Raw genomic sequence first — 22,492 nt, forward strand, 5'->3', positions numbered from 1 at the left:
AATGTCATCCGTTACGCCCGAAGTCGCAGACGTTGTAGCCAGGACGAAGTGGCGCCCATGGCGTCACGCAATTGGGCGGCGGTGATGGTGCGCTTGGCCGCATCGAAAGCCAGCGCCGTTCGCAGGGCTGGCCAGCAGTGTTTCGGTAGATGCTTGGGTGCTTGCAGTTCGCGTTCGAGGTGGCCGTCGCGGGCCTCGGTCGAGGGCAAGCGGCGGAACGGGTGTTTGCCGCCCGCCAGTTCGTAGATCACGCAGGCCACGCCGTACACGTCCGCGCTGGCCGACAACGGTTGGCCTTCGAGCAGTTCGGGGGCGGCGTAGCCGGGGGTCCAGGCGTTGAAGCGGTTGCGGCTCAGGTGCGGCAGGCCGGGCAAGATGCCCTCTTGTGCCTGGCCGAGGCCGAAGTCGAACAGGCGCACGCCCTCTTCGCTGAGCATTACGTTGCTCGGCTTCATGTCGCCGTGCAGCACGCCGCGAGCGTGGGCGTAGGCCAGCGCGTCGAGCAGCGGCAGCGCGATGTCGCGCAGTTCTTTCCATGGCAGGCCCAGAGGCCGCTCGCAGAGTAATTTGTCCAGGGTCAGCCCACGCATGAGTTCCATGGTGATGAAGGCGCGCTGGCAGTCGGTGTCCACTTCAAAGGTGTGCGGTCGCAGCACGTTGTTGTGGCGCAGTCGTCGGGTCAGCGCGAACTCGCTGTAGAGCAAGGCGCTGGCGTCCGGCGATTCGGCAAATTCTTCGCTGAGTATTTTCAGCGCGATGTAAGGATCGGGATCGCCGAACTGTTCGCTCAGCAAGTCCCGTGCACGGTAAACCGCGCCCATGCCACCGGCACCGAGCAGGCGCTCGATGCGGTAACGTCCCGCCAGCACGTCCGGCAGTTCGCCGATGCTGGCCCGGGTCGGCGCCAGCGCAGGCTCGGCCTGATGCGGCTTTCCGTTTAGAGGCGTGGCGAAGGCGAAGTAAGTCAGGTTATTGGCTTCTTCCTCGGTCACCAGCAGGTCGTCGATCAGTGGCATGAGTTCAGTCATTGGCGGATCACCACGGCGGTCAGATTGTCCCGGGCCGAGCCACGCAGAGCGCCGTCGAACAGACGTTCCAGCGCAACGTGCGGCGCGGTCAGGCTCAGGGCGTTGCCCAGGGCATCGCTAGTCAGCCCTTGATACAAACCGTCGCTGCACAGCAAAAACGCATCGCCGGGATAGACCTCGAGTTCGAGCACGTCCAGGGTCAGCTGTTCGGCAGCCCCGACCGCACGGGTCAAGGCATGAGCGGCAGGGTGAGCCTGGGCTTGCTCGACGCTCATGTTCTGCTCGTCGATCAGTTGCTGTTGCAGCGAATGGTCCTTGGACAGCTGATACAAACGCTGGCCACGCCACAGGTAGCAGCGGCTGTCGCCGGCCCAGATGCAGGCCGCGCGATTGCCTTCCACCAGTAGCGCCACCACGGTGCTGCCCATGATGCTGTCATGGCGTCCGGCGGTGACGGTCAACTCCTGACCCAATCGGCGGTTGAGCCAGTGCAGGCACTGGCGAATACCTTTGAGTCGTTCGTCGAAGTCGTCCTGTACCGGCAATTCCGCCAGGCTGGCGACGATCAACTGGCTGGCGATGTCGCCGCCCTGATGACCGCCCATGCCGTCCGCGACCACCCACAGCCCCTGCTGTGGGCAGTCGAGAAAAGCATCTTCGTTGCGCGCCCGAACCTTGCCCGGATCGGTACGCGCAGCGCTGCGCCAGGGACTGGCAACCAGCATCAGAGCTGCACCGGCATACGGAAAGTACGCAGCACGCCCATGTCGAACGGGTTCGGCGTGCGCTGGCTCGTCAGCAAGTAGTTGGCGCGCAGGCCACCCACGTCAGCCTTGAGCACCAGCACGTCGCGACCGGTCAGGTACTCGGTTTGCATCAGGTCGAACAGACGGAACAACGACCATGGGCCGGAGTTCTTCTCGATGCCGATCGGGCGACCGGCCATTTTGTCGAGGACCAGACTGGTGCGACCGTCTTCAGCGTCGGTCGGCCATTTGAAGGACACCGGCACGATAGGGCCGTGACGGTATTCAATGGTCTTGTCGCCAAACTTGAACTCGGAACGGCTGACGGCCGGGTCGAGGGTGTACGGCTCCAGTTTGAACTGCACTTGCGGCTCGGCCGGGTTACTGGCGAAGAAGCTCTGGCGGATCACTTGTGCCGCGGCCATCTGGTCGAGGTAGACCTTGGAGATCGGCATGCTGTGACCGTCAATGCTGCGCAGGCGGTAGTTGCCTGGATCGCCACTCACGAACGGACGCATGTAGTTGTCGAAGAAGCGGTCGGCGATGCCCTGGGCCTTGAAGAACTCTCGGAAGTCGCTGATCGCAACGTCGCTGGTGCTGTGGGCGCTGAACGGGTAACGCTTGTTGATCGCCTTGCCGTAGAAGCTGTACAGCTCGCTCTGATAACGCTGGTTCAGGTACTGGTAGGAATCGTTGAGCACCAGACGCCAGGTGTCTTCGGCCAGCACGTTGAACCACACGCTGACAGGGCGCGGCAAACGGTTCGACGCATTGCGCAAGTTGCTCAGCGCATCACGCTGGCCGCTCATGCGGGTCTTGGCCATTTCGAACGCAGCCTGCTCCGGCGCGCTGGCACGGGCCAGGCTCGACAGTTGCAGTTGCAGGTCGTTGAGTGCTGTCAGTGCCGGGGTCAGGTCAGCGGCCGGGCCGTTGTTGTCGTCCAGCAAGCGGTGCAGCGGTTCGAAGCGACGTTGCAGGGATTTTTTCGCGGTGTCCGGCAGGTTTTTGGTCGCGGCCATGTCAGACGCCGCATCCGCTGCGGCCGACGCCAGTTTGCCCAACTTGCCGAGCTTGCCCTTCTGCTCTCCCAGTTTTGCAGCGGCATCCGCGGCCTCATCAACCGGCTCAGCTTCCGCCGGGAACCGGGTGTTCTCGCGCACTTCCACCAGCAGTTGCAGCACTGGGGAGTTGGCGGACGTCAGGCCTGCCAGTTGCTCGGCGCCTTCACCGGCGTCGTTGATCGGTGGCAATGCCACCTGACCGACCGCTTCGCTCCAGAAATTGGCGTAGTCGCGGAAGTACAGTTGCTCCAGTTCGACCATCAGGCGACGCAAGTCCATGCCGCTGATGCCCGAGCCTTCGCCCAGTACCCAGTTGTCACGCAGGATATCGGTGACCAGCGCCGCCCCCTGGACCGAGAAGTACTGCTGATAGCCTTGCTGGGTGTAGAACCCCGGAATCACGTAATCGGTGCCGACAAACAACGAACCCTGCGGGCCGATGTGTTGGCTCAGGCGGTATTCCGGCAGGTTGCGAGCCTGCTCGCGCAGCATCCGGTAAACCACGTTGGCCAGCGACTCGCTGCGCAGCACCTGACGCGCCTGCGCCACCAGTTGCTCGTTCAGCGGGTAGATAAACGGCTGCTTGAGCAAACGCTCGAAATGGGTGTTCAAGCCATTCTGCACCGCGGTGTTGCCGGCGTAGCGCAAGGACCAGTCAGTGGCGACCCAATCCTTGAGCCAGGCAGCATCGCGGCGATCCTTCATGTTCAGCATCAGGTACGCACGCAGGCTGTTGAGCAGGCGTTCGCGGTCCTTCATGTTGGCGCGGATCTGCCCTTCCAGCAGGGTCGCAACCCGTGGCAGCAGTTGCGCTTCAAGCTCACGCTCGTAGGCGCTCTTGACTACCGGATTGACGTCTTCACCTTGGTACAGGCCACCGCGCTCGTGGTACGACACGTCACCCTTTTTCGGGAAGACCTGAGTCGCCGCGTAGCTGGTGTCGAGGGTCTTGAGCACCGCCATCGAATCATCGCGTGCAGTCAGGGCCGAGCGTTGCTGATTCCAGTTTTGTGCCAAAGAACGCAGGTTTTCCAGACGCTCGTAGTTGGCCGAGAACCCGCCAGCCCAGAGCATGCCGAACAGCGCCAGTGCCGCCAGTGCACCCACGTACAACGCACGTTGGCCCCAATGGATGCGGCTGCGTTCGCGCTTGTCCAGACCGGCCAGATCGGCCTCGGGGAAAATTACTCGGCTGAGCAAATGGTGAATGAACCGCGAACGGCCACTGCGCAGGGTCGGCAGCACGCCGGCGTTCATCCCCAGGTTCGCGCCGATGCCGGCGGTGGTCTGGTCCATTTCCTGGGTCAGGTGCGGCGCGCTGGTCAGGTAGAAACCGCGCAACTGGCTGACACGCTGGTAGCGGTTGCCGGTGAACGCCATGTCGACAAACAGGCACAGACGCTCGCCGATCTGCCCCAGTTGATGCGGGAAGTCGAGGATACGGCCACGGCGCTGGGTGTCGCGTTCCTGGTGCATGCGCATGATCACCTGGCTGTTCAGGCGACGCAGCAGCTCTTCGAACTCGGCGCGCAGCACAGCCACGTCAGTGCCGCTCTGCTCTTTGCGGAAGCTGGTGCCGAGTACCTGATCGCTTTCTTCGCGGGTCAGCTGATCGAAGAACTCGTCGAAACCGAGCAGGCGATCGGCCTTGCTCAGCACCAGATAAATCGGCACGTCGACGTGCAGTTTCTGATGCACGTCTTGCAGACGCGCACGCACCTGGCGAGCCAGCGTGTCGAGGTCTTGCTCGCTGCCGCCCAGCAGTGTTTCCACCGGGATGGTCACCAACACACCGTTCAATGGGCGGTTGCGGCGACGCTTGCGCAGCAGGTCGAGCAAGGTGCTCCAGGCGCTGCCATCGACTTCCGCATCCGGCTGGGTCAGGTAACGCCCGGCGGTGTCGATCAGCACGCCGTGGTCGGCGAAGTACCAGTCGCAATGCCGAGTGCCGAGGGTGTCACGGGTGAGTTTGCGGTCGATCTTGTTGATCGGAAACTCAAGCCCCGAGAAGTCCAGCAGACTGGTCTTGCCGCTGCCCTGCGGGCCGATCAGCAAGTACCACGGCAAATCGCTGCGCCAGCGTTCGCTGCGACCGCGATAGAGGCTCGAGGTCTTCAGGGTTTTCAACGCATCCTTGAAGCGCACGCGAAGCTCTTTCTGCTCGTCGTCGATCAGCTCTTCACGGCGGATACGGTCCTGGCCGTCTTCGGTTTCTTCCACAGCCTTTTTGCGCACACCGGCGCGCCAGCTGACGAAGACCATGGTCAGGCCCCAGACCAGAAACAGCACACTGATGGTCAGCAGGCGGGAGGTCGAACCTTCCCAGAACTTGTAGTCATTGACCGCCAGCAGCGGCCCGACGAACCACACCAGCAGCGCGACGAACAGCACCAGCAGCAGGGTCCAGACCCAGGTCTGGCGCAGGAATGCGCCGACTTTCTTGAAAAACTTTTTCATCACACGTCCCTGTTTACGGCTTCGACTGCGGCTGAACCGCGGCCGGATCCAGCTGCTGGTAAGGTTGCAGAACGGTTTCGCGTTGCTCGCCCAGTACCCAGGCGAAACCCGAATACATCACCACCAGGCAGACCACAGTGAACAGCACCACCATCCACGCCGGCACGATGCGCACCAGGCTGCGACGCTGATCGTTCAAGCCTTCCCAATGCGGCGACAGCTCACGCGGCACGTCGCCGCGCAGTTGCCGAATCTGCCGATACAAAGCATCGCGGATGCCTTCGAGCTCGAGCATGCCGCGAGCCTGTACCCGGTACTTGCCTTCGAAACCGAGGGACAGGCACAAGTACATCAGCTCCAGCATTGGCAGGTGCTTGACCGGGTTTTTCGACAGGCGATCCAGCAGCTGGAAGAACTTCTCGCCACCGAAGGTTTCGTTGTGGAAGCTGCTGAGCAGGCTCATCTGCGACCACTCGCTTTCGTTGCCCCACGGCGTGGTGACGACGGCTTCGTCGACCACGGTGCAGAGCACGTAACGGGCGGCCATCACCTGGCTGCTTTCAGCGCCGTTGTGCAGCGCACGCACTTCAAACAGCTTCAGCCCGGCAGTCAGTCGCTCGTTGAGCGCGTACAGGTCTTCACGGGTGTCGCTGTGCTTGAGTCGCACCACTTCCGACAGCAACTCGGACGCCGCGGCCACCAGCGAGTTGAGGCTGATGTTGAACGCTTCGGCCGGGCGCAGACGCGCGGCGTAGATCATCCGTTCTTCCAGCTGTTCGAAACGCGGCGGCGCAGCGAAGTCAGTCAGCGGACTCGACGCCGGGCCGTGGCCCTGGCGGTCGAGCAGGACGGTTTTGTCGTCCTGGTTGTATTCCATGTCCTTGATCATGTCGGTCAGTTCCTGATGGCCCAGAATTTCAGTTCAAGCTCGGCGAATTCGCCGGACACGTGGAACGCGAAGCCGCCGGAGCGCTCGAGTTGCGCCAGGTCTTCGGAACTGAGTTCGAGGATGAAATAGGTTTTGTTGGAGTGGAACGCGATCTGCCGTGGGGCCACCGGCAACGGTTTGACCTTGATGCCAGGCAGGTGCAGGTTGACCAGTTGACGGATGCGCTCCACGGGGCCGACCTTGAGGTGCGCCGGCAAGCGATGACGCAGTTCTTCGGAGTCGCAGTTGGCACTGGCCGCGAGCACGAACGAGGCCGAGCCCAGCAGTTTGTGGTCGTGCAAGGGCGACACGATGATCCCGTACTGACGCGCTTGCAGCACCAGCTCGATGGCGTGCTGTTCGAGCACCATCGACAGCACCTGACGAATCGCTTCCATCAGTTTGCGGAAGCTCGCGCCTTGGTCGCTGTGCTGGTAACGGCTGTCCAGACGCGGGCGCTTGCTCTCGCTGGAAAACGTCGCCAGATCACCGAGCATGGTCAGCAGCGTGCGGTACAACTCTTCCGGGTGAACCTGTTCCAGGCCGAGGTAATGGCGCAGCAGCATTTCGGTGCGGTTGATCAGTTGCAGCATCATGAAGTCGCCGATTTCCGCGCCACCGACCTTGCCGTTGGAGCTGATCCGCTCGGCAATCGTGTCGCCCCGGTGGCCAAGCATGCTGATCACTTCTTTGAGGCACGACAGCAAGTAGCTGGAGGAGTGCGCCTGAATGTAGGTCGGCACGAAGTCGGGGTCGAGGCTGATCACGCCGTCGGGCGTGGTGTCGAGCACTTCGCAGATTTTCAGCTTCACGTAGGCCTGGTCGCTCTGCTGCTCGCCGAGCAACAGTTTGAAGTCCGGACGACCGCAGCTGACCTGGCTGGCGGAGTCGTCGCCGGCATTGGAGTCGGCGACTTCCGCGTCGTACGCGGTGTAGCGCGCCAGCACGTCGGACTGCTCCGGGCGGCGAGACTCGATGTGGTTACCGGTGACCAGCGGCAGCGCCAGGTAGATCGGCGTGTTGCCAGTGTTCGGCGGCACGTCCAGCGCCAACGGCTCGGTGTTGCCGCCGAGTTCGAACAGGCTGCCGTCCGGCAGAATCCCCGAGGCCTGGCTGATCACCAGTTTGCCCATGTTGAGGAACTGCAAGTCGATTTCCAGGTTCAGGAAGCCCCAGATGTAGCTGCCCAACAACTGGGTACGGGTCTTCATCTGGTGGTCGTAGTAACGATCGTTGTGCTGGAAGTGCTGCGGACGCAGCAGCATGCCTTCCTGCCAAATGACTTTATGGGCATTCATGATCAGTCATCCGCCTTGGCGAGCGTTTCATGGGTATTGCGGATGCCGGCCTGATCGAGGGTCAGGTCAGCCACGGTGACTTCCAGCGGAGTGATTTGCACGGTGTAGCGCCACTTGGTTTCCGGCAGGTCGCGGTAGGCCGCGAGCACGCCGACGTAACGGCTGCCCTCCTCCACGCTGAGTTTGAGCTCGACGGTTTCACCCGGACGCAGCTCGAGTTCTTCGCTGGCCACCAGGTCCGGGACCAGGGATTCCTTGGCGCGTTCGTACAGGCTGAAGAAGTCGGCGTTCTCGAACGTCACCGGGTGCTTGAGCTCGAACAGACGCACGACAATCGGCGACGGACGCCCGTTGAGGTCCGGGTTCAGCTGATCGCTGCCGGTGAGCTTCAGGTTGACTTTGGTCACTTTGGAATACGGCGACAACGACGAGCATCCGGCCAACAGCACAAGGGCAATTAGCGCCGTCAGCGTCTTGAAAAAAGCGGTCGAGCAGCGAGACATGCGCATCATCCTTGGTGGTCGGTGTGAAGGGTAGAAATCAGGCGGATCTGTTCTTCGTAGGCCTGGGCAAAGTCGCGGGCCAGCAGGCGCTCGCTCCAGTCATCGTCCAGACGCAGAGCCTGGTGATAACGCCCGTAGGCTCTCCAGCGACTACCGGAGGTGGCGAGCAACGGCTTGTTGTCGCGCTCGAAACGCAGGGTCAGCTGTTGCGGCGAGAAGTGTTCCAGGGTGCCGCGAACGGCAGCGCGGCTGGCGGTCAGCAACGCCACCTGATGCGCCTGCAAATCACGGAACGCACGGGAGATCGCTTGCTCGGCCGGCAACTGACCCGGCTTGTTGCCCTGCAACAAAATGCCCAGCGCTTCACCGGCATCGACGGCAAATTTCAGTGGATTCTTGTGAGTGCCTTGCACGGTGGTCTGGGCCAGGCGCAGTTCGTTTTTCAGTTCGCTGCGGGTGCGCAGGCTCTGCTGCAAACCACCGACGCTCTGCTTGAGCAGGCGCGCTGCGTTCAGGGCCAGGGCTTCGCGAGCGTCGTGGTCGAGACCTTTGAGGTCCACGCCGAGGGCGGCACCGAAGTGCTCCCAGAAGCCCTCGCTCTGACGCGCCACAGCCGCAGGCTTCGGGGCTGGCGCAGGCTCAGCCGGGGCGTCGATCAGCTCCGGGACCATCAGGCTTTCCATGTCGATGCGCGCGTAGTCGGCACGCTGACGGGTGTCTTCGATGGTGGTGCTCGGGGAGATCAGCTCATCGATTTCCGAGTACACGCGCTCTTGCTGGTCGAGGGCATTCAGCGGATCGAGGTCGAGGAAGGCATCGTCCGGAATGATGCTGCCCGCGGCCTGCGGACGGCCAACTTCAACGTCGAACGTCGCCGGGTCGCGCACCAGTCGCGCACGGATCTCGAAGTCACCCAGCACGTACACGCTGCCGTGTTCGATGCGCATTGGCTCGCCTTTGCGCAGACGCGCACCGCTTTCGCTGTCCTGGATACCGTTGCTGCTGGTATCGGTCAGGAAAAACGTGCCTTCGCGGTAGTTGATCAACGCGTGGTGGTTGGACAGGTGACGCTTGCGGTCGGGGATGATCCAGTCGCAATCCTCGCCCCGGCCGATCACGCCACCGGCCTGCTTGAAGGTCTTCTGGCACAAATCCGTGGGCACGAACTGCTTGGTGTTCAGCATTTCGAAAACCAGTTCCATGGTGATACTCCTTGCGGTCACTTGCCGCGATTGACCGCCTGCGGATCACCCAATGGGCGATAGGTGTTGTCGTTGTATTTGTAATTGCCGCTACAGCCGCCAAGGCCGCATAGAACGACGAGGGTCAGCAGGACGGCTTGCCAGTGACGAACAGGCATCAGAGGGTCTCCAGGGGTAGACAAAGCACAAAGCGCCGACCTGTTCGGGCGGCGCTGTTAAAAGCGAATGAGGTTGATTGGGAGGCTCTATTCCAAGGCCTATAGCCAATCACAAGGGAAACGGTGGCCCCCTGTGGCGAGGGGGCTTGCCCCCGTTGGGTCGCGAAGCGGCCCCAAAACCGGCCATCCTGTTTATTCAGGCAAACCGCATTTACCGGACTACGACTGCTGCGCAGCCGAACGGGGGCAAGCCCCCTCGCCACAGGAGTTGCGCTGGCCAAAAGGAGCATTCCAACCAGAGTGGTTAGGTTGCAGAAATTCAGGTCAGCCATCGAAATCACCCAAATTGATATTCAGGCGCCCAAGGCGATAAAGCAGCGTGCGGCGTGGCAATCCGAGTTCGCGGGCGGCGAGGGTCTGGTTGCCGTCGTTTTTGCGCAGGCAGTCGAGCAGCAAACTGCGTTCGACCTGCTCCAGGCGTTCGCGCAGGTTCAGACTGTTGTCTTCCGGCATGGCTTCCATGCGCAGGGAGAAATGCTCGGCCAGCAACTCGCCGCCTTCGCACAGCAATACCGCGCGTTCGACCAAACCTTTGAGTTCGCGAACGTTGCCGGGGAAGGCATAGCCGGACAGGTGATCCAGCGCCGCGTCGGACCAACGCACGGCATCGCGTTGCAGAAACGCGCAAGCCTTGTCGGCGAAGTGCCGGGCCAGGTCGAGGATGTCGCCTTCGCGCTGACGCAGGGCCGGCAGCTCGATCGGGAATTGCGCGAGGCGGTAGTACAAGTCCTCGCGGAATTTGCCTTCGCTGACCAGCACTGCCAAATCCCGGTGAGTCGCAGCGATGATGCGCACGTCGATCTTGTGGGTGTCGTTGGAACCCAACGGGCGGATCTCGCCTTCCTGCAACACGCGCAACAGCTTGGCTTGCAGGGACAACGGCATGTCGCCGATTTCATCGAGCAACAAGGTGCCGCCATTGGCCGCGTCGAACAGCCCGGCACGGTCGCGGTCGGCACCGGTGAAGGCGCCTTTGCGGTAGCCGAACAGTTCACTTTCCAGCAGGTTCTCGGGGAACGCCGCGCAGTTCTGCACGATGAACGCCTGGGAACGTCGCGGACCGCAGTCGTGAATCGCCCGCGCGACCACTTCCTTGCCGGTGCCGGTTTCGCCGCGCAGCAGCACGGTGTACGGGCTGTGCAAAACTTTGCTGATCAGCGAATAGGTCTGGCGCATCGCCGCGCTCTTGCCGATCAAGCCATAACCGCTGACGCTCGGGACGCTGACCGATGCCGGTCGTGTATCGCCGGCCGGCCGACGCAAACGTTGCAGCAAGTGCAATTGGCCGAGCACGAACGAGCCCAGTTGACCGAGGGAATCAGCAAAGCCTTGCAGGTCGATCTGCCGGCGACTGGCACACAGCAGCAAACCTTCGACAGCCTTTTGCTGATTGACCAATGGCACGCACAACAGTGACTGCCACGGCGTGGCCTGGAGCGGCAGGAAACTGGTTTCGTGCAGGCTGCCGCTCAGCTCGCTGAGGCACACCACGCGGTTCTGGCACAAGGAGAATTGCAGCAGTTGTTCACCGTTGTAATCCGCCGGCAGGCTCGCCCCCTCCCGAGGTTGCAGAATGCCGTTCAGGCACTCGGCGTTCATCCCCAGGCAGGTGTGGGTCGCGTCCAGCAGGTACAGTTGCGTCAGCTCGCAACCGCTGAGCTCGGCCAAACCGCGCACGAAGTCACCCAGCAGCGCAGCACCGTCCGCCGCGCGCGACAGGCTGGCGAATTGCGCCAGCAAGGCTTCGGCATAGACCAGCGGTTGCGGCACTTGAGTGAACATCACACCCACCTCAGGCGAACTCGCACATCACGCTGGCGTCACCGTCGAGCGTCGCATGCACACGCTTGAGGCTTTCACCGGTGACCATTGCGTCGAGCAAACGGTCAGCCACCAACGGCAGCACATGCAGGTCCAGCAAGTGGTCGATCAGGCGTGCGCCGCTGTCGCTTTGGGTGCAGCGTTCGGCCAGGTGATCGACGAGGTCCTGGGAGTAAGTGAAATCGAGCTGACGACGGTTCAGGCGATCGCCCAAACGGCCGAGTTTGATTTCGATCAGCTCGCGCAGCACCGGGCCACCGACCGGGTAGTAAGGCACCACGCGCATCCGCGCCAACAACGCCGGTTTGAAGTGCTTGCTGAGCACCGGGCGAATGGTTTCTTCGAGGACTTCGGCTGTCGGCCGCGCACCGTTTTCGCAGAGTTCGCTGATGCGGTCGCTGCCCAGGTTCGAGGTCATCAGGATCAGCGTGTTGCGGAAGTCGATCTCGCGCCCTTCCCCGTCGTTGGCTACGCCTTTGTCGAAGATTTGATAGAACAGGTTGAGCACGTCCGGGTCGGCTTTTTCGACTTCATCGAGCAGCACCACCGAGTACGGTTTTTGCCGCACGGCTTCGGTGAGCATGCCGCCCTCGCCGTAACCGACGTAGCCCGGCGGTGCACCGATCAGGCGCGACACGGTGTGCTTCTCCTGGAACTCGGACATGTTGATGGTGGTGATGAAGCGATCGCCGCCGTACAGCAAATCGGCGAGTGCCAGGGCGGTTTCGGTCTTGCCGACGCCGCTTGGGCCGACCAGCAGGAACACGCCGACCGGGGCATCAGGCTTGTTCAGGCCAGCGGCAGTGGCGCGCATCGAACGGTCGAGGGCATGAACCGCTTGTTCCTGACCACGAATGCGGGTGCGCAGGTCGGTGGCGAAGCTCGCGACCTTGGCGTTGTGTTCGCGGGCCAGTTGCGCCAATGGCACGCCGGTCCAGGCGCTGATCACTTCAGCCACCAGACGCGGGCAGACTTCGAAGCTCACCAGACGCTCCTTGACCTGGGCCTCGGTCAGGGCGCGGTGGGTTTCGTTCAGCGCAGTTTCCAGGGACAAGACGCTTTGTGCTTCGTCTATTGGCAAGGTTTCAATCACGGTGCCTTCAGCGTCTTCTTCAACCGTGATGGTCGGTTCGACGGCAGCGGCTTCACGGGCCTTGGCCAGTTGCTGACGCAGGTCCAGCAGGCGCTCGGCCAGTGTTTTTTGTTCGGTCCAGAGGGTTTCCAGAGCGACCCTTTCTTCTTCGGCGTCGGTCAGGCGATCTTCCAGAGCGTCCAGCGCTTCATGGTCAATCAGCAGACCGGCCTCGGCGTCGCGACGCAGGGCCTGACGCTGACGACCACCTTCGGCCAGTTCGCCACGCAGGCGTTCCAGGCTTTCAGGGGCGGCGGCGAGGCTGATGCGCACGCGGGCGCACGCAGTGTCGAGCACGTCGACGGCTTTGTCCGGCAGCTGACGGCCCGCCAGGTAACGGGCGGACAACTCGGCCGCTGCAACCACCGCATCATCGCGCAAATAGATGCCGTGGCTCTTCTCGTAAACCTGAGCCAGGCCACGCAGGATGGTCACTGCTTCGCTGACGGTCGGTTCGTGCAGTTGCACCGGTTGGAAACGACGGGCCAGGGCCGGGTCTTTCTCGAAGTATTTTTTGTACTCCGCCCATGTAGTGGCGGCGATGGTGCGCAACTCGCCACGGGCCAGGGCCGGTTTCAGCAAGTTGGCCGCGTCGGAGCCGCCGGCATTGCCGCCCGCGCCGATCAGGGTGTGGGCTTCGTCGATGAACAGGATGATCGGTTTTGGCGAAGCTTTGACTTCGTCGATCACGCCTTTGAGGCGACGTTCGAACTCACCTTTGACGCTGGCACCGGCCTGCAACAGGCCCATGTCCAGCGACAGCAGTTCGACGCCTTTCAAGACTTGCGGCACTTCACCGGCCGCAATGCGCGAGGCCAGGCCTTCGACGATCGCGGTTTTACCGACGCCGGCTTCACCAACCACGATCGGGTTGTTCTTGCGCCGACGAGCGAGGATGTCGACCATCTGGCGGATCGCGCCATCGCGGCACAGTACCGGGTCGAGTTTGCCGTCGCGGGCCTGTTGGGTCAGGTTATGGGTGAAGCGCTGCAGCAGCGATTCGCCAGGCACAGCGGGCTTACCGGTGGCCGGTTGCTCTTTCTGCGACAGCGCGAATTCTTTCAGGCGCTCGATGTTCAGCTTGGCCAGCAACGACTGATAACGGCTGCCGGCGTAACGCATCGGGTTGCGCAGCAGGGCGAGGATCAACGCGGCTTGCTCGACCTGGCTCTGGCCCAATTCGAGATTGGCCACCAGCAACGCGTCTTGCAGCCACTGCACCAGTTCCGGGGCGAACACCGGGTTGCGCGAGGCGCTGTGCTCGACCCGCGATTGCAACGCGGCACTCAGTTCGCCAGCGTCCACTTCGGCATCCTGCAACGCCCGTGCGAGCAAACCTTGCGGGCGTTCCAGCAGGCCCAGCAGCAGGTCTTCGACGAGGATCTTGCTGCCGCCACGGGCGACGCAGCGTTCGGCAGAACTTTCCAGATCACGACGGGTTTCGGCGTCCAGCGCCTGGATAAGTTGTTGCAGGTCTACGTTGATCATGTGTCATCTGTCCTTAATGAATTTTGCTGCCCAGGGTCACCACGCCGTCCGCTTTCTCGCGGCCGAGCCAACTGGTCCACCCCAGGCGACAGGCGTTCTGCTCACCGATGCGCAGTTCGCGGATTTCTTCCTGGCGCAGCACCAGGCGAATGTCGTAATCGAGCGGGTCACGCAGGGTGAACCGCACCAGCGCGCACAGCGGCTGGTAGCCGAAACCGATCGGTAGGAATTCGTGAAAGCGTTGCCAGTCGAGTTCGCGGATGTGAATGCGGAATTTGCCGCTGCGATCGCGCACGTGTTCGCCCAGCACCAGGTCTTCGCCGAGCATGCTGTTGGCGCGACCCAGGCGATTGCGTTGCTCGTCGAGGATTTCAACGCGGCGCTCGATGCACTGCTCGATGGTCAGTTCGGCGTGCTTGAAGTAGTAGCGCAGCACCGCTTCGATCAACGCCGCCGAGTGCGCCCGCAAACTGAGCAGGCCGAGGTACGGCAGCAGGCGTTTCCAGTTCAGTTCCTGGGCCTTGCGGATCTCTTCGCCACCGAGGCCGATCAACGCAAACAGCTGCGAGGAAAACGGATCGAGCGCGCCGCTCTGGAAGCTCGCGCGGTAGCGGTACTTGCGCCAGATCGGCAGCATCAGCCGTTGCAGGCGATGGTGAAACAGGTCGAGGAAGTTGCGGGTCGGGTTGCCGTCTTCACTGTCGCCCAGGGCCTGTTCGCCGTAGAACGCCGGCAGCGGCGAACCGGAGCCGACCAGGCCGATCAGGTTGAAACGCAGACGCGCACGCATCTGCCCATGCTCTTTGAAAAACTCCACGCGATCGATGTCGCTGCCAGGGAAACCCAGGCTCGGGTTGGCCTGGAATTCCAGCTGGTCGTACAGGTCGTCTTCGCTCAGGTGCGGGTGTGCATCGCGCAGCCGGTCAATCACCAGCAGCACGGCCTGAAACAGCGAGTACTCGCGTATTACCCGGGTCAGCCCGCTTAAAGCAGGGGCTGCAGGCCCATACGTGGTGTCCATTGGTACACCTCTCCCTGTGTGCTTTTTACCCGCAGCTCGTGGAACGAATTGAGACTGGCGTAAAGCGCGAAAAACTCGTTAAGAACCGAAGCGAACACGAACAGGTCGCCCTCGCCGATATACCCTTCCGGGTCGATGGTCAGCTCAGTGCGCAACCCGCGTACCGGCAACCCTCGATGCAATCTGTCGACGTGTTGGTGCTTGATCGACTTGAGCCCGCCCAACAGGCGTTTGCTGACTTTTTCCGCGTGTTGGTCGTAGTAGCGCGGCAGGTCGTAGGTTTCGAGAATCACCTTCAGCGCATTGACGTCGGCCAGCGACAGGTAGTTGAGCGACATGTTGCTGATCAGCTTCCAGAGGAAGTCACGGTTCAGCGGCGGCGCGAAACTGGAGGTGGCCGGCGTGATGTTGCGGAAACTCAGAAACTCCGGCGTGTCTTCGCAGGCCATGCAGATGTCGCCGAGCTTGAGCTTGCGCGGCAGGTTCTGGTTGGTGCACATCAGCTCGATCGACAGGGTTTCGTGGGCTTCAGTGTGGCGGATGCCGAAGCTCAGGTAGGTGTCGAGGCCGTCGTGCAGCAAGGACGAACGCTGGCGGATGCTGTAATGCGGACGGCTAGTCGGTACATCGAAACTCGGGTCGTGCTCGAAGGATTCGAACGGCACGTACTCCTGATAACCGAGGCCGCCGGGCTTCCAGCCAGTGACGGTTTCCACCGAGAACACGCCGCAGTTTTGCAGGTCGTATTCGGCCGGTAGCAGCAGGTATTCGTCCTGTTTGCCATCGAGGCGAATGGGCAAAGCATCGTGCTCGAACAGGTTAACGATCGGCGTGCAGTAGAGCTTCACGTTATCCAGGGTCGGACGCATACGCATGATGCCGCTCTTGCGAATATCGAAACGCAATTCGAGGCCGCGCATTTGCTTGAGCGTGTCTTCCGGCAGCGCCTTGAGCAGGTCCAGACCGTTGATATCGACGAACAGGAACTTGTCCTGGAAGGCGAAATATTCCTGCAGGTAGCGGTAGCCGCGGAAGGTGTTCAGCGGATACGGGATCAATGCTTCTTCTTCGGCAAAACCCACCGGCTGCACACGGTCGCCCGGCATCTTGAACGCCATCGGCTGGCCGCTCACACTGTTAATAGGCTTGCCGGCGCCGTCCAGCGGGATCAGCTCGATGCCTTCAAGATTGCGCAACAGGCTCAGGTAAAGCATCTGGCTGATGTAGCGCTCACCGGCAAAGTGCAGGCGCAGACGACTCAGCTCCAACTCGCCGAGGTGACCATCGGCGCTCATCTCCAGGCGCAGGCTCAACAGCGAACCGTCACCCTTCACCGAGTAAGTCAGCGCGGCCAGATCCAGCGGCAACACCTCGGTCGGATAGCACGTGCGGAAACGGCAGCGCACATCATCGACCGGCACACTCTCCACCGGCGTATCACGCTCGACCCTCAACGCAGGCCCGGAACGCTTCAACGGATCGAACTGCAAAATGCTGAACGCCGGCAGCGGCCGCATGTAGTTGGGCCACAGCAGCTGCATCAGCGAGTGGCTGAGCTCCGGCAACTCGTCGTCGAGCTTCTGGCGCAGGCGCCCGGTCAGAAAGGCAAAGCCCTCCAGCAACCGCTCCACATCCGGATCCCGCCCGGCCTGTCCCAGGAAAGGCGCCAACGCCGGGCTACGCTCGGCGAAACGACGACCTAACTGGCGAAGTGCGGTGAGTTCGCTTTGGTAGTAGTGGTTAAAGGACACGAGGTACCTTCCTGGTAGTGGATCTCATGAAAAAACTGTCCTGTAGAGCGCGACTGTCAGACCGGCACACACGTAGCCCGCCACCAATAGGTAAGGCAAAATCGTGACCCAGCCGAATTCATCTTTCGTGCTAAAACGAATCCAGCGCTCGGGCCACAGGAAAGCAGTAACGCCACGTAATGCCTTGGTCTTCATCAATCATTACCTCCTGCTTCGTAGGGAGTATTGCTGATGAAATAATTCAGCCAATGGGGTTTCCATTGCGGCATATGAACTGTGAAAGCTTTATTAACCAAATCAAAGTAAATCCAGACAATACCAACCTCTTTCTCATCTTCGAAGGCTCGCATATCAAAGGAATCCATTTCATATAGTGGCGTCCGATAGACTTTCTCTGGGTGTTGTCTATCGATCACCCGCAGGTAGGCCATATCATTCCAATACCACCAGCGGCCCACTCCTACATTCTCCATTATGTAGCGCCCAGAGGGGCTTATCTGAATTAAATACGCTTGATTGTTAATCAAATTCCTTATGAACAACGCAAACAGAACCAAGAAGCAAAATAACGTAACTCCGCGTCGCTTGGTCACAACACTGCTGAAACTACCGACACTCATCACTTGTAGCGTTCCCCTACCGGGACTTTGATCTTATGGACAGTATTGCTAATAAAATCATTCAACCAACTGTCCTCCCAGCACGACGCATTCAGAACAAAATATTTACCCTTGATATAAAAACTGACATGCGGCAGCACTACTCGCTCGACTGTTTCTGTGACGGTCATATCCAGCAGCCGAGTCGGACAAAGTGGGCTGCGATAAACATCACGAGCGTGGTCTTGATCAGTAACGCGTAAGTACGACATTTTTTCAGCAGCAAACAATACATTCACTGGAACACGTTCAACAATAAACTGACGCGAGTAACTTAACTCGATAACATCCGGACGCAAAACCGAAAGACCATCGAGCCACAAATCAAATGTAAGCAACGCCGCTATGATTACCGCTAACGCAACGCAGCTGGCGCGACCGACAAAAGTTTGCAAGGCCCACATTGACGAATACAAACTCAACTTCGACATTGGCTCACCATAACGCAAAAAAGGGCGCAAAAAAGGGGACAGCCCCCTTTCCTTTGTTGGCTGGTCTATCCATGGATAAAAAACCACTCCAACTACGTTCATGTTGTAGCCGCCTCAAACAAAGCTTCGAGAGAGCCATCGGTCAATTGTCAAACGCAGCACAAGCGCCAATACACTCATACTGGTAGTAAGACCACCATAGGCGAATGCTCGCACCGGGTTATCTGGCAAGAAATAAAACAACACAATGCTCAGCATTACTGCTACTACCAGCAACTTCAACAAAGCCTTCGGCACAAAGAAAACGATAAAATTGGTCAGAATAAAAAAATAAAATATAAGCTCTGCGGTGCCACCTATTGCGACACCTCGGTCTGTAAAGCCCACATGCGACTTGTAATAAACAACACCAATGTCGTGCACATAGAAATACAATACACCGACGAGCAGATAAACAATGGCACCAACGAAAATTTTCAAAATCACGCCCCCCATGTTTTGTATTTTTCTAATAGGCCTGCGTCAATCGACGTCTCGAGTCTTACATTAGAGGCTGGCTTGAATACGGTGCTTGCGAGTGTCGCACCGTCGATCCCGAATCTTTGACCGCTCATAGCTCTTTTCTCGAGCATCAGCTCAAAGTTCTCAGAAGCCCACAAACAAGCCCTGATGATTATGAAGTTGTCATAAACATTCTTACTGCCATCGTCGCTGCCACCGAGTGTTCCGTCTGCCCAGTCCAAGCCAGTCTGGCCAGTCTTCCTGACCGCGGAATCAACCTCGCGGGTTTCCTCCCAGTACTTACGGAAAGTGTCCACTGCGAATGGAATTTGCCCCAGCCCATCTGTCCAGTAAGGATCACCTTCAACTAGACAGAGAAGATACTTCGCTCCACCTTCAGGTTGTTTTTTCCAATCTCCAGGAAGATTTCTATAGTAAACAAGCGATGGCCTGTCCACGATTGCGAAATCAATAATTGATTGCCATGTATGCTGTCGATAAGCTCCGTACACTTCCGACCCTTCTACACTACTTTCGGGGTTTACCCATAACCGCTCGCGATAGAAATCGGCCAGTGGCTCAAACCACTGAATTTTCTCAGCGTATAATTTTTCAGCGCTCAGGATGCGAAATGGCTTATCACAGATATCTGGTTTTACAGCGAATAAGGGTACGCCATTGGAACGAGTCACCAACCAAACTTCAGGGAGATTCAAAGTCCCCAGATCCGTATCATTGCTGGCGGTTGTCTTGTCATCAAGCCTTAACGCAGTAGCACCGTCTTCGGTAACAAAGGTATAAGGCATGCCGCCAATTTCAACAATCGTTTCCAAGATCTTACTCCGATGTTACAAAAATCGAGACTGGCTCAGGCTTCTGTCCCGTTGAGAAACAGGCAGACGTTCCGGCTACTGCAGTACCAAACTTCTCGATTCCACTTTCGGAAACTATTCTATAGTTCAGCCCCTCGACCGTTTTCCCGCTGGCCGTTTTAAAGGCAAAAACACGATTGAATATTCCGGGAATAATCACAGGCAACGGCGGAATAAACGGCGCCGGCGAATGCGAATTCCCGATAATCACCGACCCGGACCCGGCCGTAACCTTGTTGCCATGAGTACCGGCTGAGCCCACGGTCGCCGCCGGTTTACCGTTAATCAAAACAGTCGTCGCAAGATCGCCAACCATCGCACCACCACACGCCGAGGCATCGCCTTGGCGGGCGGCCGCGAGGCCGTCGAAGAACACGTCGCCGGAACCAGCGACGATCGGGTTGGTGCCGTGGCCGGGGAGCGGGCAAGCGGTGGGATCGGATACGCGTGCTGCGGGTTTTCCTGACATTGGGCTCTCCTTAATTGACCTTGGCTTGATGACTGTTCATTGCTCAACCACACACTGGAATTTTCCAGCCTTCGTAACCCGTCGCTGTCGGGTAGATCGCATGAGCGTTTACCCATTGCGCCCGTTCATCCGTCGTGAATTCGTTCTGCCAAATCAACCATTCAGACGATTTCAACAACGTGCCGTCTTTTGCGTACACCCTGAAAAAGGCTTCACTGGTGAAAAGACGGAAGATCTTTCCGGGAATGCCCAGAGCCGAATACTGCGGAATGTAGGAGTTGATGTAACAAGTCCCGGACTCGTTCCAGACTGTGGAGTACACGTGAGCGAGCTTTGAAGCCGTCACTTTCATGTAGCAGGCAGCCAACACCAGCGCAGCGGCAGTCAGGGCGATCAGCAGCAAAGCGCGACGCACGATCATTGCCAACGTACTTAGAACCCTCAATCGCATATCCCTAGTTGACCTTTACTTGACCGCTGCCATCCAGGCGCGCGGCGAAACTGACCTGACGCTTGAAACCATCAACTTCCAGCAGGCCTTCGATGCTGAAGGACAGGCGAAGCTGATCGTTGTCACGCGGCAGGGAGATGACACGCACATTGCTCAGGCGTGGCTCGTAGGCTTCGATGAAATTTTCGATGGCCAAACGGGCCTGACTCAGGGAGTCGTGCAGGCTCAGGCGCATGTCATTGAGATCGGGTAGCCCGTAATCGGACAGCGTTTGCACGCTGCCCGCACGGGTGCTGAGCATCTTGGCCAGATGGGCAGCCACGGACGCCATGGCGGAGACCTCGCGGCTCCAGCCGACGCGTTTGTCTGCGTCGCCACCCAGGCGTTCGAAAAGGCTGCCGTATCCAGTCATGAGTTAGGCTCCGCTTACTCTTTGTCCAGCTTGCCAACCAGTGACAGGGTGAAATCGGCACCCATGTACTTGAAGTGCGGGCGCACGTTCAGGCTGACGCGGTACCAGCCCGGCTCGCCTTCGACATCGCTGACGATGATCTGGGCGGCGCGCAGTGGACGACGGCCACGGACTTCGGCGCTCGGGTTTTCCTGGTCGGCCACGTACTGGCGGATCCACTTGTTGAGTTCCAGTTCGAGGTCGGTACGTTCTTTCCACGAACCGAGTTGCTCGCGCTGCAGCACTTTCAAGTAGTGAGCCAGGCGGTTGACGATCATCATGTACGGCAGTTGGGTGCCGAGCTTGTAGTTCAGCTCTGCGGCCTTGCCTTCTGCGCTGATGCCGAAGAACTTCGGCTTCTGCACCGAGCTTGCGGAGAAGAACGCCGCGTTGTCGGAGCCTTTGCGCATGGTCAGGGAGATGAAGCCTTCCTCGGCCAGTTCGTATTCACGACGGTCGCTAACCAATACTTCGGTAGGAATCTTGGTTTCGATTTCGCCCATGCTTTCGAAGTGGTGCAACGGCAGGTCTTCAACCGCGCCACCGCTCTGCGGGCCGATGATGTTCGGGCACCAGCGGAATTTGGCGAAGCTGTCGGTCAGCTTGGTGCCGAACGCGTAGGCCGTGTTGCCCCACAGGTAGTGCTCGTGGCTGTTGGCGACGGTTTCTTTGTACACGAACGATTTGACCGGGTTTTCTTCCGGGTCGTACGGGTTACGCAGCAGGAAACGCGGCACGGTCAGGCCAACGTAACGGGAGTCTTCCGACTGGCGGAAGCTCTGCCATTTGGCGAATTGCGGGCCTTCGAAGTGATCTTTCAGATCTTTCAGGTCCGGCAGGCCGGTGAAGCTTTCCAGGCCGAAGAATTTCGGGCCGGCGGCAGCAATGAACGGCGCGTGGGACATGCAGGCTACGCTGGACACGTACTGCATCAGTTTCACGTCCGGCGAGCTTGGGGACATGAAGTAGTTAGCAATGATCGCGCCCACCGGCTGACCACCGAACTGACCGTATTCAGCGGTGTAGATGTGCTTGTACAGGCCCGACTGCATCACTTCCGGCGAATCTTCGAAGTCGTCCAGCAGATCGTCCTTGGAGACGTTGAGGATTTCGATCTTGATGTTTTCGCGGAAGTTGGTGCGGTCGACCAGCAACTGCAGGCCACGCCACGACGATTCCAGGGACTGGAAGTCCGGGTGGTGGAGGATTTCATCCATCTGACGGCTGAGCTTGGCATCGATCTCGGCGATCATGCGATCGACCATTGCCTTCTTGACCGGCTCACCGTTGTTCTGCGGCTTGAGCAACTCTTCGATGAACGCCGACACACCGCGTTTGGCGATGTCGTAGGCTTCGTCGTCCGGGGTCAGGCGGGTTTCGGCGATGATGCTGTCGAGAATGCTGTATTCGCCGTTCTCGTTGCTCTTTTGCTGTGCTGCACTGGTGCTCATTGTTGGCTTCCTTGACTGATAGAGGCTCAGGCGTCCGGGGCTGCGGCGTTCAGGCCCAGCTCACCCAGTACGCGACCGCGGGATTCGTCGTCGGCGAGCACGCCTTCGATGGCTTTGCGGAACGCAGGCGCGTTACCCAGCGGGCCTTTGAGGGCCACCAGCGCGTCGCGCAGTTCCATCAGTTTTTTCAGCTCGGGCACTTGCTCGACCAGCGAGGCCGGGTTGAAGTCCTTCATCGAGTTGACGCGCAGTTGCACGGCCAACTCGTCGGCTTCGCCATCTTCCTGCAGACGGTTCGGCACGCTCAATGTCAGGCTCAGCTCTTGCTTGGCCAGCACTTCGTCGAAGGTCATCTTGTCGATGCTGATCGGCTTGCGATCTTCGATTTTGCGTTCGTCCTTGCGGTGGGTGTAGTCACCGATTGCCAGTAGTTTCAGCGGCAGTTCAATCTCTTCCTGAGCACCGCCGGTGGCGGGTTTGAAGGTGACGTTGATGCGTTCCTTGGGGGCTACCGAGCCTTCTTTGGCCATGGCTTTTCTCCTTGCGGTTGTGG

The 22,492-nt window shown here is 59.8% G+C and carries 22 protein-coding genes; all 22 read right to left on the bottom strand.

Annotation, left to right across the window (positions count from 1 at the left end):
- Nucleotides 1-11 precede the first annotated feature (11 nt).
- The 22 genes from PMI30_RS21820 to tssB all read right to left on the bottom strand — a co-directional run bounded on the left by PMI30_RS21820 (nucleotide 12) and on the right by tssB (nucleotide 22,469).
- Nucleotides 12-1,028: a serine/threonine-protein kinase gene (locus tag PMI30_RS21820; protein WP_008007635.1), complete on the bottom strand. Its 1,017-nt coding sequence runs from the start codon at nucleotides 1,026-1,028 to the stop codon at nucleotides 12-14.
- A complete protein-coding gene (locus tag PMI30_RS21815; RefSeq protein WP_008007637.1) occupies nucleotides 1,025-1,753 on the bottom strand; it encodes a PP2C family protein-serine/threonine phosphatase in 729 nt (242 codons plus the stop codon). The genes PMI30_RS21820 and PMI30_RS21815 overlap by 4 nt, the downstream gene beginning before the upstream one ends.
- Nucleotides 1,753-5,292 (bottom strand): type VI secretion system membrane subunit TssM, encoded by a 3,540-nt coding sequence (gene tssM / locus PMI30_RS21810; protein WP_008007639.1) that lies wholly within the window; start codon nucleotides 5,290-5,292, stop codon nucleotides 1,753-1,755. Before tssM ends, PMI30_RS21815 begins: the two co-directional genes overlap by 1 nt.
- A 13-nt stretch (nucleotides 5,293-5,305) precedes the next feature.
- Nucleotides 5,306-6,181 carry a type IVB secretion system protein IcmH/DotU gene (gene icmH, locus PMI30_RS21805; protein WP_007894606.1) on the bottom strand — a complete coding sequence of 292 codons (876 nt, stop codon included), beginning with the start codon at nucleotides 6,179-6,181 and terminating at the stop codon, nucleotides 5,306-5,308.
- Between the two features lie 5 nt (nucleotides 6,182-6,186).
- Complete coding sequence (tssK, locus tag PMI30_RS21800) at nucleotides 6,187-7,518, bottom strand: type VI secretion system baseplate subunit TssK (RefSeq protein WP_008007641.1); 1,332 nt, start codon at nucleotides 7,516-7,518, stop codon at nucleotides 6,187-6,189.
- Between the two features lie 2 nt (nucleotides 7,519-7,520).
- The gene (gene tssJ, locus PMI30_RS21795) at nucleotides 7,521-8,021 is read right to left on the bottom strand and encodes a type VI secretion system lipoprotein TssJ (RefSeq protein ID WP_008007643.1); all 501 of its coding nucleotides are present in this window, start codon (nucleotides 8,019-8,021) and stop codon (nucleotides 7,521-7,523) included.
- Nucleotides 8,022-8,026: 5 nt separating this feature from the next.
- Nucleotides 8,027-9,223, bottom strand: a complete 1,197-nt coding sequence (gene tagH / locus PMI30_RS21790; RefSeq protein ID WP_008007644.1) for a type VI secretion system-associated FHA domain protein TagH — start codon at nucleotides 9,221-9,223, stop codon at nucleotides 8,027-8,029.
- Nucleotides 9,224-9,240: 17 nt separating this feature from the next.
- On the bottom strand, nucleotides 9,241-9,381 hold the full coding sequence (locus PMI30_RS21785; RefSeq protein ID WP_007894589.1) for a hypothetical protein: 141 nt from the start codon (nucleotides 9,379-9,381) through the stop codon (nucleotides 9,241-9,243).
- A gap of 324 nt (nucleotides 9,382-9,705) precedes the next feature.
- The gene (locus PMI30_RS21780; protein WP_008007647.1) at nucleotides 9,706-11,223 is read right to left on the bottom strand and encodes a sigma-54 interaction domain-containing protein; all 1,518 of its coding nucleotides are present in this window, start codon (nucleotides 11,221-11,223) and stop codon (nucleotides 9,706-9,708) included.
- Nucleotides 11,224-11,233: 10 nt separating this feature from the next.
- Complete coding sequence (gene tssH / locus PMI30_RS21775; protein ID WP_008007649.1) at nucleotides 11,234-13,882, bottom strand: type VI secretion system ATPase TssH; 2,649 nt, start codon at nucleotides 13,880-13,882, stop codon at nucleotides 11,234-11,236.
- Nucleotides 13,883-13,895: 13 nt separating this feature from the next.
- Nucleotides 13,896-14,903, bottom strand: a complete 1,008-nt coding sequence (gene tssG / locus PMI30_RS21770; protein ID WP_008007651.1) for a type VI secretion system baseplate subunit TssG — start codon at nucleotides 14,901-14,903, stop codon at nucleotides 13,896-13,898.
- Nucleotides 14,867-16,654, bottom strand: a complete 1,788-nt coding sequence (tssF, locus tag PMI30_RS21765; protein WP_008007653.1) for a type VI secretion system baseplate subunit TssF — start codon at nucleotides 16,652-16,654, stop codon at nucleotides 14,867-14,869. The genes tssG and tssF overlap by 37 nt, the downstream gene beginning before the upstream one ends.
- Nucleotides 16,655-16,678: 24 nt before the next feature.
- Complete coding sequence (locus tag PMI30_RS31265) at nucleotides 16,679-16,852, bottom strand: hypothetical protein (protein WP_238541975.1); 174 nt, start codon at nucleotides 16,850-16,852, stop codon at nucleotides 16,679-16,681.
- Nucleotides 16,849-17,112: a hypothetical protein gene (locus PMI30_RS31675; RefSeq protein ID WP_157173021.1), complete on the bottom strand. Its 264-nt coding sequence runs from the start codon at nucleotides 17,110-17,112 to the stop codon at nucleotides 16,849-16,851. The genes PMI30_RS31265 and PMI30_RS31675 overlap by 4 nt, the downstream gene beginning before the upstream one ends.
- Before the next feature lie 161 nt (nucleotides 17,113-17,273).
- A complete protein-coding gene (locus PMI30_RS21755; RefSeq protein ID WP_008007659.1) occupies nucleotides 17,274-17,846 on the bottom strand; it encodes a hypothetical protein in 573 nt (190 codons plus the stop codon).
- Nucleotides 17,847-17,858: 12 nt separating this feature from the next.
- Nucleotides 17,859-18,239, bottom strand: a complete 381-nt coding sequence (locus PMI30_RS21750) for a hypothetical protein (RefSeq protein ID WP_008007661.1) — start codon at nucleotides 18,237-18,239, stop codon at nucleotides 17,859-17,861.
- Entirely contained in the window at nucleotides 18,227-19,078 is an 852-nt protein-coding gene (locus PMI30_RS21745; protein ID WP_008007663.1) for a hypothetical protein, read from the bottom strand. The genes PMI30_RS21750 and PMI30_RS21745 overlap by 13 nt, the downstream gene beginning before the upstream one ends.
- A gap of 4 nt (nucleotides 19,079-19,082) precedes the next feature.
- The gene (locus tag PMI30_RS21740) at nucleotides 19,083-19,586 is read right to left on the bottom strand and encodes a PAAR domain-containing protein (protein ID WP_008007665.1); all 504 of its coding nucleotides are present in this window, start codon (nucleotides 19,584-19,586) and stop codon (nucleotides 19,083-19,085) included.
- A gap of 43 nt (nucleotides 19,587-19,629) precedes the next feature.
- The gene (locus PMI30_RS21735) at nucleotides 19,630-20,007 is read right to left on the bottom strand and encodes a hypothetical protein (protein WP_238541976.1); all 378 of its coding nucleotides are present in this window, start codon (nucleotides 20,005-20,007) and stop codon (nucleotides 19,630-19,632) included.
- Between the two features lie 34 nt (nucleotides 20,008-20,041).
- On the bottom strand, nucleotides 20,042-20,449 hold the full coding sequence (gene tssE, locus PMI30_RS21730; protein ID WP_007894554.1) for a type VI secretion system baseplate subunit TssE: 408 nt from the start codon (nucleotides 20,447-20,449) through the stop codon (nucleotides 20,042-20,044).
- A 14-nt stretch (nucleotides 20,450-20,463) separates the two neighbouring features.
- Nucleotides 20,464-21,939: a type VI secretion system contractile sheath large subunit gene (tssC, locus tag PMI30_RS21725; RefSeq protein ID WP_008007668.1), complete on the bottom strand. Its 1,476-nt coding sequence runs from the start codon at nucleotides 21,937-21,939 to the stop codon at nucleotides 20,464-20,466.
- A 26-nt stretch (nucleotides 21,940-21,965) separates the two neighbouring features.
- Nucleotides 21,966-22,469, bottom strand: coding sequence for a type VI secretion system contractile sheath small subunit (tssB, locus tag PMI30_RS21720; protein ID WP_008007671.1), 504 nt, complete (start codon nucleotides 22,467-22,469; stop codon nucleotides 21,966-21,968).
- Nucleotides 22,470-22,492: the final 23 nt, after the last annotated feature.

It is taken from the genome of Pseudomonas sp. GM50 (assembly GCF_000282375.1).
Taxonomy (GTDB): Bacteria; Pseudomonadota; Gammaproteobacteria; order Pseudomonadales; family Pseudomonadaceae; genus Aquipseudomonas.

Excerpts from the sequence above, each read along its gene's own strand:
- PMI30_RS21820 (WP_008007635.1), bottom strand. The coding sequence starts at position 1,028 with ATGACTGAACTCATGCCACTGATCGACGACCTGCTGGTGACCGAGGAA.
- PMI30_RS21815 (WP_008007637.1), bottom strand. The coding sequence starts at position 1,753 with ATGCTGGTTGCCAGTCCCTGGCGCAGCGCTGCGCGTACCGATCCGGGC.
- tssM (WP_008007639.1), bottom strand. The coding sequence starts at position 5,292 with ATGAAAAAGTTTTTCAAGAAAGTCGGCGCATTCCTGCGCCAGACCTGG.
- icmH (WP_007894606.1), bottom strand. The coding sequence starts at position 6,181 with ATGATCAAGGACATGGAATACAACCAGGACGACAAAACCGTCCTGCTC.
- tssK (WP_008007641.1), bottom strand. The coding sequence starts at position 7,518 with ATGAATGCCCATAAAGTCATTTGGCAGGAAGGCATGCTGCTGCGTCCG.
- tssJ (WP_008007643.1), bottom strand. The coding sequence starts at position 8,021 with ATGTCTCGCTGCTCGACCGCTTTTTTCAAGACGCTGACGGCGCTAATT.
- tagH (WP_008007644.1), bottom strand. The coding sequence starts at position 9,223 with ATGGAACTGGTTTTCGAAATGCTGAACACCAAGCAGTTCGTGCCCACG.
- PMI30_RS21785 (WP_007894589.1), bottom strand. The coding sequence starts at position 9,381 with ATGCCTGTTCGTCACTGGCAAGCCGTCCTGCTGACCCTCGTCGTTCTA.
- PMI30_RS21780 (WP_008007647.1), bottom strand. The coding sequence starts at position 11,223 with ATGTTCACTCAAGTGCCGCAACCGCTGGTCTATGCCGAAGCCTTGCTG.
- tssH (WP_008007649.1), bottom strand. The coding sequence starts at position 13,882 with ATGATCAACGTAGACCTGCAACAACTTATCCAGGCGCTGGACGCCGAA.
- tssG (WP_008007651.1), bottom strand. The coding sequence starts at position 14,903 with ATGGACACCACGTATGGGCCTGCAGCCCCTGCTTTAAGCGGGCTGACC.
- PMI30_RS21755 (WP_008007659.1), bottom strand. The coding sequence starts at position 17,846 with ATGAACGTAGTTGGAGTGGTTTTTTATCCATGGATAGACCAGCCAACA.
- PMI30_RS21750 (WP_008007661.1), bottom strand. The coding sequence starts at position 18,239 with ATGGGGGGCGTGATTTTGAAAATTTTCGTTGGTGCCATTGTTTATCTG.
- PMI30_RS21740 (WP_008007665.1), bottom strand. The coding sequence starts at position 19,586 with ATGTCAGGAAAACCCGCAGCACGCGTATCCGATCCCACCGCTTGCCCG.
- PMI30_RS21735 (WP_238541976.1), bottom strand. The coding sequence starts at position 20,007 with ATGATCGTGCGTCGCGCTTTGCTGCTGATCGCCCTGACTGCCGCTGCG.
- tssE (WP_007894554.1), bottom strand. The coding sequence starts at position 20,449 with ATGACTGGATACGGCAGCCTTTTCGAACGCCTGGGTGGCGACGCAGAC.
- tssC (WP_008007668.1), bottom strand. The coding sequence starts at position 21,939 with ATGAGCACCAGTGCAGCACAGCAAAAGAGCAACGAGAACGGCGAATAC.
- tssB (WP_008007671.1), bottom strand. The coding sequence starts at position 22,469 with ATGGCCAAAGAAGGCTCGGTAGCCCCCAAGGAACGCATCAACGTCACC.